12 protein-coding genes and 1 pseudogene are annotated in these 12,679 nt (G+C 67.4%); 10 read left to right on the forward strand and 3 right to left on the reverse strand.

What is annotated here, in order from left to right; translation table 11 throughout:
* Nucleotides 1-197 precede the first annotated feature (197 nt).
* The 3 genes from OVY01_RS09850 (at nucleotide 198) to groL (ending at nucleotide 3,623) form a co-directional block, all read left to right on the forward strand.
* Nucleotides 198-1,298, forward strand: a complete 1,101-nt coding sequence (locus OVY01_RS09850; protein ID WP_267847268.1) for a D-alanine--D-alanine ligase family protein — start codon at nucleotides 198-200, stop codon at nucleotides 1,296-1,298.
* Nucleotides 1,299-1,490: 192 nt separating this feature from the next.
* Nucleotides 1,491-1,781, forward strand: a complete 291-nt coding sequence (groES, locus tag OVY01_RS09855; protein ID WP_267847269.1) for a co-chaperone GroES — start codon at nucleotides 1,491-1,493, stop codon at nucleotides 1,779-1,781.
* A 192-nt stretch (nucleotides 1,782-1,973) separates the two neighbouring features.
* A complete protein-coding gene (gene groL, locus OVY01_RS09860; protein ID WP_267847270.1) occupies nucleotides 1,974-3,623 on the forward strand; it encodes a chaperonin GroEL in 1,650 nt (549 codons plus the stop codon).
* A gap of 176 nt (nucleotides 3,624-3,799) precedes the next feature.
* On the opposite strand, the gene thiD is transcribed toward groL, so the two are convergent.
* Complete coding sequence (gene thiD / locus OVY01_RS09865; protein ID WP_267847271.1) at nucleotides 3,800-4,678, reverse strand: bifunctional hydroxymethylpyrimidine kinase/phosphomethylpyrimidine kinase; 879 nt, start codon at nucleotides 4,676-4,678, stop codon at nucleotides 3,800-3,802.
* Between the two features lie 130 nt (nucleotides 4,679-4,808).
* On the opposite strand from thiD, the gene OVY01_RS09870 reads away from it, so the two are divergent.
* The gene (locus OVY01_RS09870; RefSeq protein ID WP_267847734.1) at nucleotides 4,809-4,979 is read left to right on the forward strand and encodes a rubredoxin; all 171 of its coding nucleotides are present in this window, start codon (nucleotides 4,809-4,811) and stop codon (nucleotides 4,977-4,979) included.
* Here OVY01_RS09870 and OVY01_RS09875 read toward each other — a convergent pair whose 3' ends face one another.
* Nucleotides 4,980-6,539 carry a cryptochrome/photolyase family protein gene (locus OVY01_RS09875; RefSeq protein WP_267847272.1) on the reverse strand — a complete coding sequence of 520 codons (1,560 nt, stop codon included), beginning with the start codon at nucleotides 6,537-6,539 and terminating at the stop codon, nucleotides 4,980-4,982.
* Between the two features lie 31 nt (nucleotides 6,540-6,570).
* Here OVY01_RS09875 and OVY01_RS09880 point away from each other — a divergent pair, with 31 nt between their 5' ends.
* From OVY01_RS09880 to OVY01_RS09905, 6 genes and pseudogenes are all read left to right on the forward strand, one after another.
* Nucleotides 6,571-7,146, forward strand: a complete 576-nt coding sequence (locus OVY01_RS09880; protein ID WP_267847273.1) for a YqgE/AlgH family protein — start codon at nucleotides 6,571-6,573, stop codon at nucleotides 7,144-7,146.
* 97 nt (nucleotides 7,147-7,243) lie between these two features.
* Nucleotides 7,244-7,672: a Holliday junction resolvase RuvX gene (gene ruvX / locus OVY01_RS09885; protein WP_267847735.1), complete on the forward strand. Its 429-nt coding sequence runs from the start codon at nucleotides 7,244-7,246 to the stop codon at nucleotides 7,670-7,672.
* The gene (pyrR, locus tag OVY01_RS09890) at nucleotides 7,659-8,216 is read left to right on the forward strand and encodes a bifunctional pyr operon transcriptional regulator/uracil phosphoribosyltransferase PyrR (protein ID WP_267847274.1); all 558 of its coding nucleotides are present in this window, start codon (nucleotides 7,659-7,661) and stop codon (nucleotides 8,214-8,216) included. The genes ruvX and pyrR overlap by 14 nt, the downstream gene beginning before the upstream one ends.
* Before the next feature lie 96 nt (nucleotides 8,217-8,312).
* Nucleotides 8,313-9,344: an aspartate carbamoyltransferase catalytic subunit gene (locus tag OVY01_RS09895; RefSeq protein WP_432422204.1), complete on the forward strand. Its 1,032-nt coding sequence runs from the start codon at nucleotides 8,313-8,315 to the stop codon at nucleotides 9,342-9,344.
* Between the two features lie 22 nt (nucleotides 9,345-9,366).
* Nucleotides 9,367-10,674, forward strand: a pseudogene (locus OVY01_RS09900) (dihydroorotase); the annotation flags it as partial.
* Nucleotides 10,675-10,829: 155 nt separating this feature from the next.
* Nucleotides 10,830-11,603 (forward strand): lysophospholipid acyltransferase family protein, encoded by a 774-nt coding sequence (locus OVY01_RS09905; protein WP_267847275.1) that lies wholly within the window; start codon nucleotides 10,830-10,832, stop codon nucleotides 11,601-11,603.
* 76 nt (nucleotides 11,604-11,679) lie between these two features.
* Here the strand turns inward: OVY01_RS09905 and OVY01_RS09910 are convergent, their stop codons facing one another.
* Entirely contained in the window at nucleotides 11,680-12,594 is a 915-nt protein-coding gene (locus OVY01_RS09910; RefSeq protein ID WP_267847276.1) for a symmetrical bis(5'-nucleosyl)-tetraphosphatase, read from the reverse strand.
* Nucleotides 12,595-12,679 lie beyond the last annotated feature (85 nt).

The following is a 12,679-nucleotide window of genomic DNA, read 5'->3' on the forward strand; positions in this document are numbered from 1 at the left end:
GGCCAACCGGCCGGGTGGACGCGGCCCGGTCCGGGCGCTACGATTTTTCGTAGAACCATCACTCGCGGTCGCGTCGTAGAATGCACCCGGTCTTCCCGAATGATAAGGATGACGAATCATTGACCGGTCGCCGCGGGCGGCGACGGTCGATCCAGGCACGCGATGCGCGGGCGGACGATGGACCACCAGGAGTCACCATGCCAGCAATCACCCTTTTATTCGGCGGGCGATCCGTCGAGAACCGCACTTCCTGCCGCATGTACGAGCATGTCCGGGAGTGCCTGCTCGAGGCGCGCCCCGACGACATCTCGGTCGCGAACGTGATCGGCATCGCGCCGAACGGCAAACTGCGGGCGTCCGGGCCACGAGATCACGATGGGCTGCCGCCGGCGCCGCAGCTGCTCGCGCGCGGCAGGGAGATATCGGCGGCGGCGTTCGTCGACACCCTGTGCGAAGACGGCGACTTCGTCTTTTCGCTGTTGCAGGGGCAGGACGGCGAGGACGGCACGTTCCAGGGGCTCGCGCGCTTCTTCGATTTTCCCGATAACGCGGGGTCGACGCTGAGCGCGGCGCTGGCCTTCGACAAGTTCGCGCAGGCCTGCGTCGTCGAGAAGCTCGCCGGCGACCTGCTGGCGCCGCTCGAGACCGTGCTGGTGTCCAGCAGTCAGCCGGGAGGCGCGGTGCGTGAGACGGTGCAACGCTTCGGCAAGCGCCCGGTGCTGCTCAAACCGAACGCCGCGGGCGGTTCGTTCAAGATTCTCCCGCTCGATCTGCTGATCGACGAGGAAATCGAGCGCTACGCCAACGAGATCGCCCCGTTCGACGATCACTTCCTGATCCAGGAACGCATCGACGGCGTCGAGATCGTGGTCGGCATGGTCTGCGCGGCCGGGCAGCGTCAACTGCTGCCGGTTTTCGAGTTGAAACCGCCCGTGCGCGCCGCGGGCGTCCGACAGGGCGAGCCGGTGCCGGGCGGCGGCCGCATCCGCCGCCTGCCCGCCGATGACCCGCTCGCCATGCAGGCCTGCCGCGCCGCGGAGCGCATTGCCCGGACGTTTCGCGACGAAACCTACTGCCGGCTCGATTTCCTGGCGGGCCGCGACGGGCGTCTGCGCTTCCTGGAAGCGGGGACACGCCCGGGTCTGAGCCGCTCCAGCGTGTTTCCGATGATGCTGGAGGCGCATGGCATGGGGCTGCTGGACCTCATTCGTCAGGAATTCGAGAACCATGCCGCCTCGCGCGCGTTTCGCCGTCAGCGTATCGCGCGCATCGCCGAGTGGGTCTGCGCGAATGCCTGAGCGCCGTGAGGGGTCGTGTTCCCCCAAGGCGAAAATTTGTTTGGGTCATTTGGTGGGTACGCCTTGAATTTGCCTCATCCCGTCCCTATAATTAGCACTCGTTAGACGAGAGTGCTAACAAAACATCTCGCCACCCGGCGCCTGGCGCCGGGGGCCTCACCGTGGTTCCTGTACCGATTGAAAGGAGTGTGTATGAACCTGCGTCCCTTGCATGATCGCGTCATCGTCAAGCGTCTCGACCAAGAAACCAAGACCGCCTCGGGTATCGTGTTGCCGGATTCGGCCGCCGAAAAGCCGGATCAGGGCGAAGTCCTGGCAGTGGGTCCCGGCAAGCGGGACGACAAGGGCGTGCAAAATGCGCTCGACGTGAAGGTGGGTGATCGTGTGCTGTTCGGCAAGTACGCTGGTCAGACCGTGAAGGTCGACGGCGACGAGCTGATGGTCATGCGCGAAGAAGACATCATGGCGATCGTCAACCGATAAGTTCGCGACACGTTCGCGATAAGTTCGCAACAAGCCTGCGACAGCCCGCGCTGAACCCGCGACAAGACCGCGCAGGCCCGGCCGTCAGGCCGGGTCGCCCGTCACCCGTCGTCGGTTCGGGTGGCGGCCCGCTTCCGGGTCCGCCGCCTCCGCATTCTCATATGTTCAAAGCATTCTTGGAGTTTCAAAGACATGGCAGCGAAAGAAGTCTCGTTTGGCGATAGCCCCCGCGCAAAGATGGTCGAGGGCGTCAACATCCTGGCCAATGCGGTCAAGGTCACCCTGGGCCCGAAGGGCCGCAACGTCGTGCTCGAGCGCAGCTTCGGCGGCCCGACGATCACCAAGGACGGTGTGTCGGTCGCCAAGGAAATCGAACTGAAGGACCGCTTCCAGAATCTGGGCGCGCAGATGGTCAAGGAAGTCGCGTCGCGCACCAGCGACAACGCCGGCGACGGCACGACGACGGCGACCGTGCTGGCACAGGCGATCGTGCGCGAAGGCCAGAAGTTCGTGGTCGCGGGCCTGAACCCGATGGATCTGAAGCGCGGTATCGACAAGGCGGTCATCGCGGCGGTCGAAGAGCTCAAGAAGCTGAGCAAGCCGTGCACGACGACCAAGGAAATCGCGCAGGTCGGCTCGATCTCGGCGAACAGCGACACGTCGATCGGCGATCGCATCGCTGAAGCGATGGACAAGGTCGGCAAGGAAGGCGTGATCACCGTCGAAGACGGCAAGTCGCTCGAGGACGAGCTGGAAGTGGTCGAAGGCATGCAGTTCGACCGTGGCTTCCTGTCGCCGTACTTCGTCACGAACCCGGAAAAGCAGTTTGCGATTCTGGACAACCCGTACGTCCTGCTGCACGACAAGAAGATCTCGAACATCCGCGATCTGCTGCCGATCCTCGAACAGGTCGCGAAGTCGAGCCGTCCGCTGCTGATCATCGCAGAAGACATCGAAGGCGAAGCGCTGGCGACCCTGGTCGTCAACAGCATCCGCGGCATCCTGAAGACCGTCGCCGTCAAGGCGCCGGGCTTCGGCGACCGTCGCAAGGCGATGCTGGAAGACATCGCGATCCTGACCGGTGGTCAGGTCATCGCCGAGGAAACCGGTCTGACGCTCGAGAAGGCTACGCTGGCGGAACTGGGCCAGGCGAAGCGCATCGAAGTGGGCAAGGAAAATTCGACGATCATCGACGGTGCCGGCGAAGCGAAGAACATCGAAGCTCGCGTCTCGCAGATCCGTGCGCAGATCGAGGAAGCCTCGTCGGATTACGACCGTGAGAAGCTGCAGGAACGCGTCGCCAAGCTGGCTGGCGGTGTGGCGCTGATCAAGGTGGGCGCGGCGACCGAAGTCGAAATGAAGGAAAAGAAGGCACGTGTCGAAGACGCACTGCACGCCACGCGCGCAGCCGTCGAAGAAGGCATCGTTCCTGGCGGCGGCGTGGCGCTGATCCGCGCTCGTGAAGCGATCAAGGGCCTGAAGGGCTTGAACGCCGATCAGGACGCCGGCATCAAGATCGTGCTGCGCGCGATGGAAGAGCCGCTGCGTCAGATCGTGTCGAACGGTGGCGAAGAAGCCAGCGTCGTCGTCGCGGAAGTGAAGAAGGGCACGGGCAACTACGGCTACAACGCATCGACCGGCGAGTACGGCGATCTGGTGGAAGCCGGCGTCGTCGACCCGACGAAGGTCACGCGCACCGCGCTGCAGAACGCTGCATCGGTCGCCGGCCTGCTGCTGACGACGGATTGCGCGGTCGTCGAACTGCCGAAGGAAGAAGCACCTGCCGGCGGCGGCATGCCGGGCGGCATGGGCGGCATGGGCGGCATGGGCATGGACATGTAATGTCCTTCCGGGGCGCCGCCTGTCGGCGGGGTCCCGGGCCTGCCTCCCCGAATGGGGAGGGCGCACGACAAAAAAACGCCACCGGGCAGTCCACGGTGGCGTTTTTTCGTCGTGTGCGGCGCAAGGACCGGAAGCGGACCGCCCGACAGCCTGGCGCCGCGCGTGACGGGCCGTGGCTAGTGACGGACCGAAGGCAGGGCCGTGCCGCCCGGGTCGGCGATGATGCCGGCCATCGGCGGTGCATCGGCCCCGGCATGACGGTGCGCCCAGAACATACGTTGCGGTATGTAGGCCCCCATGCCGGGCCGAAACGCGGCGCGCACCGCCTGGTAGAGATAGTTCTGCGCCTCGCGCACCGCATCGGGCGGCGTCATGCCGGTGGCCAGCAGCGCCGCGATCGCCGACGCCAGCGTGTCGCCGATGCCCAGCATCGGCTGCGGATCCCGCAGGAACACATCCTGGCGGATCTCGCCTTCCTCGCCGAACAGGGTGTTGATATACCGCCCGGCGGTATGCTCGCTCAGCAGCAGGTACTCGCACCCGTCTTCGACCAGCTGTGCGACCGCCTGCTCGAGGGTGGGGGCGTCGCCCTCGCTGTCCGACTGCATCAACTGCAGCACCATGCTGCGGTCCGCCACCATCACCGACGTCTGCGGCGCGAGCAACTCGGCGATCGCCTCGCGCAGGTCATCGCCTGCGAGCACGTGCTCGTCGTCCAGCGTGAAGTCCGGGCACACGATCAACGGCACGTCATCGTAGTCGGCGACCACCTCGGCGATCGCGCTGACGATCTCCGCGCGTGTCGTGGCGCCGATCTTGAACGCCGCGACCGGCATATCCTCGAGCAGCATCCGCGCCTGGCTGGCGACGCGCTCCGGATCGACCGAGATCAGTTCGCCGCTGTCCAGCGAATCGCGCGCGGCATAACCCGTCAATACGGTGACGCCATGGCAACCCATGCTGGCCAAAGTCAGCAAATCGGCCTGGATGCCGGAAGCACCCGTCGGGTCGGAAATCCCGAAAGTCAGCACAATCGGAGGAGCGTCGCTGGTCATGAAGGAAAATAGAGGTCCGTTTATCTTTTTTTGCGACGAATGTTTGACGTGGGCGGCTTCTCAGCGGCGCGCCGAAACGGTACCATCACAGTTCATATTGTAACGGATCGTCATGCGACGCATCGAGAGAATGGAATATCAGAACTGGATGTGCCTCATTTGCGGCTGGATGTACGACGAAGAAGCCGGCCTGCCCGAGGAAGGCATCGCTCCGGGAACGCGTTGGGAAGACGTACCGATCAATTGGACCTGCCCGGAATGCGGCGCCCGCAAGGAAGATTTCGAGATGGTGCAGATCTGATCAGTCGTCTCCGTCTCCGCTCTCGTCCGCTGTCGCGTCGGGCACCGCGTCGCGCGCACGGGCGGATTTGACGACCGCATAGCGTTCCAGCGTCCGTTCCCGCGCCAGCGCGTGATCGACCAGCGGGTGAGGATAGTCGCGGCCGAGTTCGATTCCCGCGCGAGCGAGGACGCCGGCTTTGGCGAGCCAGGGGGCGTGGATCGCCGTATTGTCCAGTGCGGCCAGTTCAGGCACGTAACGGCGGATGAAGGTGCCGTCGGCATCGAATTTGGCGGATTGCGTCAGCGGGTTGAAGATGCGGAACCAGGGTTGCGCATCGCAGCCGCTGGACGCCGCCCATTGCCAGTTGCCGTTGTTCGCCGACAGGTCGAAGTCGTTCAGCTGACGGGCGAAATAGGCCTCGCCGCGTCGCCAGTCCACGCCCAGATCCTTGCAGAGGAAGGTCGCGACCACCATCCGCAGGCGGTTGTGCATGAATCCCGTCTGATTGATCTGCCGCATCGCCGCGTCGACCAGCGGATAGCCGGTGCGTGCCTCGCACCATGCCGCGAAGTCGTCGTCCGCGGCATCTCCCGTCTCCCACTGGATCGCGTCGTACTCCGGGCGAAAGGCGCGGTGTTCGTCCTTCTCGACCAGCCGCGGGTGATGGTGCAGCACCTGGAAGAAGAAATCCCGCCAGGCGAGTTCGGATAGCCAGGTCTCGGCACCGGCGCGTGCGCGCGCGGATTGCGCGGCGGCATAGGCGGTGCGGGCCAGCGCGCGGACCGAGAGGGTGCCGTGCCGCAGATGCACCGACAGCCCGCTGGTGGCGGCGAGGCCAGGGAAGTCACGGGTGCGGTGGTAATCGTCGATGCGCGGCTCGAAATCCTCCAGCATCCGTAGCGCCGCCTCCTCGCCGCCCGCGGTGGGCGCGCGGGCGGCGGCGAAACCGAGTTCGGCGAGCGTCGGCAGGCGGGGGGCCAGGAAGTCGCACGCGGCGTCCGTCGACGCGGCGTCCGGCACCACGCCGGCGCGCGGCGCGAGGCGGTCGAGATGCCGTTCCGACGGCCAGGGGTCGAACGCCCGGGCGCTTGCGGCGGTTTGCAGCCAGGAGCGCTTGTAGGGCGTAAACACGCTGTAGGGGCGACGGCTGCCTGTCAGCACCTCGTCGCGTTCGAGGATCGCCTGGTCCTTGAAGCTGCGCACGGCACAGCCTTCTGCTGTCAGGGCCGCGGTGATCGTCGCGTCGCGCCGGCGTGCGGCCGGTTCGTAGTCGTGGTTGAAGAAAAGGGCGTCCGCGCCCAGTGCCCGGACGGCGGCGGGTACCGCGGCGGCGGGGTCGCCCCGTGCGATCCAGAGCTGACCTCCGGCGGCATGCAGCGCCTCGCCCAGCGCCGCGAGCGACGCATGGATGAAGGCGACGCGCCGGTCGTCCGCGGGCAGCGGGGCGAGGAGCGCCGGGTCGAAAACGAACAGGCAGTGCACCTGTCTGGCCGCGCGCAGTGCGTGGTAAAGTGCAGTGTGGTCGCGGGTGCGGAGATCGCGCCGGAACCACATCAAGGCGTTACTGAATTCGGGCATGCCACCACCGTGTATTTGCTAAGATTGCATTATGTCCAAGACACCCGCCGATCGCATCAACCTCACCAACCAGTTTCTGATCGCCATGCCCGGCATGGCGGACTCGACGTTTGCGGGTACGGTCGTCTATTGCTGTGAGCATACCGAGCAGGGCGCGCTCGGCCTGGTGATCAACCGGCCGACCGACATCGATATGAAATCGCTGTTCGAACGCATCGATCTGAAGCTCGAGAGCGCGACGCTGTCCTCGCTGCCAGTGTACTTTGGCGGCCCGGTGCAGACCGAGCGCGGCTTCGTTCTGCACGAGGCCGCCGGCGACTACACCTCGTCGATGGTCGTGCCGGGGGGGCTGGAGATGACCACGTCGAAAGACGTGCTCGAGGCGGTCGCGAGCGGGCAGGGGCCGAAGAAGTTCCTGCTGACGCTCGGTCATGCCGGCTGGGCCGCCGGACAGCTCGAGGACGAGATCGCGCGCAATGGCTGGCTGACCGTCGATGCCGATCCGAGCATCGTGTTCGACGTGCCGGCCGAGCAGCGTCTCGAAGCGGCGCTCGGGCTCCTCGGCGTGTCGCTGACGATGTTGTCGGGTGAAGCCGGTCACGCCTGAAGCGGCCGCGGGCACGCCCGAGGCGCCGGGAAGCACGCCCGGGACGGAAGCGGGCCGCGACCTCGCGCGGGGCGCGGCCCCGCGCCCGGCCGCTTCGGTGCTGCTGGGATTCGACTACGGCGAGAAACGCATCGGCGTGGCGATCGGCAATTCGCTGACCGGTTCGGCCCGCGCGCTCGGCATCGTCGAGAACCGCGACCGGCAGTATCGCTTCGACGAGATCGGCAAGTTGATCGCCGCCTGGCAGCCGGACACGCTGATCGTCGGTCTGCCGTGTCATCCGGACGGCGCGCCGCACGCGATGACCCAGCTCGCCCGCCGCTTCGGCAACCAGTTGAACGGCCGCTTCGATCTGCCGGTGGTCTGGGTGGACGAGCGTTACTCCTCGGTGGCCGCGCGGGACGGCAATGTCCCGCGTCGTGCGCCCCAGCGAGGCGCGCGGCGGCCCGGGCCCGGTACGGCGATCGACGACGAAGCCGCGCGAATCATTCTGCAACAATATCTGGACGACTATGCACACGCTTGACGCCGAGGCGCTCTATCGCACGCTTTTCGCGCAACTGGTCGACGCCTACGGGCCGTCGCTTGGCACGCGCGAGGGCATCGCGGTGGTGGGAATCTATAGTGGCGGTGCCTGGCTGGCCGAACGTCTCGCGTCCGATCTGATGCGTATGCCGGCGGCGGGCGCCGCCGTCGCTCCGGACGATCCCGTGCGCTACGGCGTGGTCAACGTATCGCTGCACCGGGACGATTTCGCCAGCAAGGGCTTGCACGCGCAATCCAGTCCGACGCATCTGCCGTTCGACATCGCCGGCCGCCACATCCTGCTGCTCGACGACGTCGTGCATACGGGACGGACGATTCGCGCGGCCATCAATGAGTTGTACGATTACGGCCGGCCCGCTTCGGTGGAGCTGGGCGTGCTGGTGGACCGGGGCGCCCGGGAACTGCCGATCGAGGCGCGTTTCGCGGCCACGCGGATCGCGCTGGAGGCGGCGCAGTCCCTGGTCATGACGCGCGACGACGCGGGCGGTTTCGGATTCGACCTGGCGCGCCGCACGGCCGGATAGCGTCCGCCATGGCTTCCGCCGCCGTCCCGGCTTCCGCTTTTTTTCTTCATCGCGCTTCGATGTACCGCACCCGTCACCGTTTCGAGTCCTTCACCCATGAATAATCCCCATGCGGCTTCGCCCGCCGAGCCCGCCGCCTCGCGCGCGCCGGCCGTGCTGCGCGCATCGGCGCGCGCCGGCAATCCGCAACTCACGCGCAACGGCGAACTCAAGCACCTGCTGACGATCGAAGGATTGCCGCGCGCCATCGTCACGCACATCCTCGATACCGCCGAACAGTTCGTCGGCGTCACCGAGCGCGAGGTCAAGAAGGTGCCGCTGCTGCGCGGCAAGTCGGTCTTCAATCTCTTTTTCGAGAATTCGACCCGCACCCGCACGACCTTCGAGATCGCCGCGAAACGCCTGTCGGCGGACGTGCTGAACCTGAACATCAACGCGTCGTCCACCAGCAAGGGCGAATCCCTGCTCGACACGATCAACAACCTCTCGGCAATGCATGCCGACATGTTCGTGGTTCGTCATGCCGAGAGCGGCGCGCCGTTTTTGATCGCCAAACACTGTGCGCCGCACGTCCACGTGATCAATGCCGGCGACGGGCGTCATGCCCATCCGACGCAGGGCCTGCTCGACATGTACACGATCCGCCACTACAAGCGCGATTTCACCGGCCTGACGGTCGCCATCGTCGGCGACATCCTGCATTCGCGGGTGGCGCGTTCGGACATTCACGCGCTGACCACGCTGGGCGTGCCGGAAGTACGGGCCGTCGGGCCGCGCACCTTGCTGCCGGCGGGCCTCGAACAACTCGGCGTGCGGGTGTTCCACGATATCGACGCGGGCTTGCGCGGCGCGGACGTGATCATCATGCTGCGTCTGCAGAACGAGCGGATGAGCGGCGCGCTGCTGCCCTCGGCGCAGGAATATTTCAAGCGCTGGGGCCTGACCCCGGAGCGGCTGGCATTGGCCCGGCCGGATGCGATCGTCATGCACCCGGGCCCAATGAACCGGGGCGTCGAGATCGATTCGCGCGTGGCCGACGGCCCGCAGTCGGTGATCCTCGACCAGGTGACGTTCGGTATCGCGGTGCGCATGGCGGTCATGGGCATCGTCGCGGGCAATCATGACTAAAGAGCACGGAAACACACGCGCAATGAAGATCCATATCAAGGGTGGCACCGTGCTCGATACGGTCGCGCACACCGAAAGCCGGCAGGACGTGTTCATCGCCGACGGGCGCATCGTCGCGCTGGCCGACCCATCCGGCAACGAACCCGGTGTCACCGAAGCGCCGCCCGGGTTCGCGGGCGACGATGTCACCATCGTCGACGCCAGCGGCAGGATCGTCATGCCCGGTCTGGTCGATCTGTCCGCGCGATTGCGCGAGCCCGGCTACGAGCACCGCGCGACGCTCGAATCGGAGATGGCCGCCGCGGCCGCTGGCGGCGTCACCAGCCTGGTCTGCCCGCCCGACACCGATCCGCCGCTCGACGAACCGGGCCTGGTCGAAATGCTGAAGTTCCGCGCGCGCGGCCTGAACGGCGTGCGGGTCTATCCGCTGGGCGCGCTGACCACCCGCCTCGAGGGCGCGGCGATCACCGAGATGGCCGAGCTGACCGAGTCGGGCTGTATCGGCTTTTCGCAGGCGAACGCGCCGCTGCGCGACATCAAGGTGCTGCTGCGCGCCTTGCAGTATGCGACGACGTACGGCTATGGCGTCTGGCTGCGGCCGCAGGAGGCATCGCTCGCGGCCGGCGGCGTGGCCGCGAGCGGCGCGTTCGCCTCGCGGCTGGGCCTTTCCGGCGTGCCGGTGACGGCCGAGACGATCGCCCTGCACACCATTTTCGAACTGGTTCGCGCCACCGGCGCGCGGGTGCATCTCTGCCATCTGTCGTCGGCCGCCGGTATCGCGCTGGTGCGCGCGGCGAAGGCCGAGGGGCTGAAGGTAAGCTGCGACGTGACGATCCATCACGTTCATCTGGTCGATCTCGATATCGGCTATTTCGACGCGCAATATCGCTTCGATCCGCCGCTGCGCGGCACGCGCGACCGCGAGGCGATCCACGCCGGCCTGCGCGACGGCACGATCGATGCGATCTGCTCGGATCACACCCCGCTCGACGACGACGAAAAGCTCATGCCGTTCGGCGAGGCGAGCCCGGGCGCCAGCGGGCTGGAACTGCTGCTTTCGCTGAGCGTCAAGTGGGCACAGGAGCAGGGCATACCGCTGGCGCACGCGCTGTCGCGGGTGACATCGTCTCCGGCGGCGCTCGCGGGGCTGCCGGCGGGCCGGCTGGCGCCCGGTGCGGCCGCGGATCTCTGCCTGTTCGATCCGGCGGGCTTCTGGCAGGTCGTGCCTGACGCCTTCGTCAGCCAGGGACACAACACGCCCTTCGCCGGGTTCGAACTGCCGGCGCCTGTGCTGGCGACGATGGTCGCGGGCCGCTGGGTGTACGAGCGTGCGGGGCACGAGAGCCCGGGGCACGAGAGCCCGGGGCACGAAAGCCCGGGGCACGAGAGCCCGGGGCACGAAAGCCCGGGGCACGAAAGCCCGGGGCACGAAAGCCCGGGGCACGAGAGCCCGATGCCGCCGGCCCTGTCCCAGTGAACGCCGCCATGCAGGCGCACCCACTGGCGCCGCCCGCGCGGTTCGCCCGGGCGCGTCTGGTCCTGCACCTGCTGCGCGGCATGCTGGTGCTGCGCACCGTGTACCGCCGCGCCGACGCGGCCGGTCGGCAGGCCCATGTGCGGGCCTGGTCGCAGCGTCTGCTCGCGTTGTGCGGCGTGACGCTGCGGGTGCACGCACAGGGCGAGGTGCTCGCCGCGGGCGCGCTGGTGGTGTCGAACCATGTTTCCTGGCTCGATATCCAGGTCATCGATGCCTGGCGTCCGACACCGTTCGTCGCGAAGGCGGAGATCGAGGGCTGGCCGTTGATCGGCTGGCTGGTGAAATCGGCGGGCACCGTCTTTATCCGGCGCGAACGCCGCGGCGATGCGAAACGGGTGGTCGAGCAACTGGCCGGCGTGCTCGCCGCCGACGGCCTGATCTGCGTGTTCGCCGAGGGGACGACCAGCGACGGGCGCAGCGTCGCGCCGTTCCATGCGAACCTGATGCAGGCGGCGGTCACTGCCGGGGTGCCGGTGCAGCCGCTGTGCGTGATGTATGAGGACGCGCGCGGACATCAGTCGCTCGCGCCGGCCTTCGTCGGCGACATGACGTTCGGCGAATCGGTGCGACGGGTACTGACGGGCGCCCCGCTGATCGCGCATCTCCATGTCGGCGTGCCACTGCGCGACCTGCCGGACCGGCGCGCCGCCGCCGTCGCCGCGCATGCGGCGGTGGCCGCGGCCCTGGCGGAATTGCAGGCGGGCGTGCGCCCGGCGCGCTAGGGGGCGTTGCGCATCATCCCGCCTGCCGGCCCGTTGATGACGGCCGCCTTGGGCTGACAGGGTAAGCAGCCTGCTTTCAGGGGGATCTGTGGGAGAGGGCGACCGGCGCAGGTACCGGCCGTTTCGCGCAGGGGACCTGAAAAAGTTCGCGCGTGCCGGGGTCGGGGGTGAGGCGGATCGCGCTGAGTGCGTTGCCCCAGACGCAGCCGCTGTCGAGGCCATGCAGCCGGTCGCGGCGTATCAGGCCGAGAGCGGCCCAGTGGCCGAAAACCACGGTGACGTCCGCCGTGCGCCGGCCGGGCACGTCGAACCAGGGCATGAAGCCCGGCAATGCCGAATCCAGCCCGCCGTTCGCTTTCCACTCCATGACGCCGTCGGCGTTGCAAAAGCGCAGCCGGGTCAACGCGTTGGCGATGACCCGCAGCCGCGTGTCGCCGGTCAAATCCGCCTGCCATGCGGTGCCGTCGCCCCCGAACAGGCGGGCGACGAAGGCGCGCCAGTCGTCGCTGCGCAGGCCGCTCTCGACTTCCCGCGCGCGCGCCAGCGTTTCATCGACGTCCCACTGCGGCAACACCCCGGCATGGACCATCAGCATGCCGTCGGCGAAATGCGCGAGCGGCCGGTGCCGCACCCAGTCCAGCAGTGCCTCGGCGTCGGGGGCCTCGAGGATGTCGCTCAGCGTGTCGTTTTTCTTCAGCGCGCGCGCGCCCGCGGCAACGCCCAGCAGATGCAGGTCGTGATTGCCCAGCACGGCGGTGACGCGTTCGCCGAGTCCGATCAGGCGGCGCAGGGTTCCCAGCGAATCCGGACCGCGGTTGACCAGGTCGCCGGCGAACCAGAGCGGAGCCGGCGCGCGGCCCTGCCCATCCGATGCCGGCACGTCGCGGTCGATTTTTTCGAGCAGCCGGTCCAGCGCGTCGCGGCACCCCTGCAGGTCGCCGATGGCGACCGGCGACGACGCGGCATCGGATAAAGGCGAAATGGGGCTCATCTGGCGGTGGTTCCGAAGAAGAAGGTTGCTGTCCCATTGTGCCGCAAATCCCGCCGCGACGGTCCCGCCCGGTGGGCCGCGGACA

Origin of the sequence: Robbsia betulipollinis, from assembly GCF_026624755.1 — a bacterium.
GTDB lineage: Bacteria > Pseudomonadota > Gammaproteobacteria > Burkholderiales > Burkholderiaceae > Robbsia > Robbsia betulipollinis.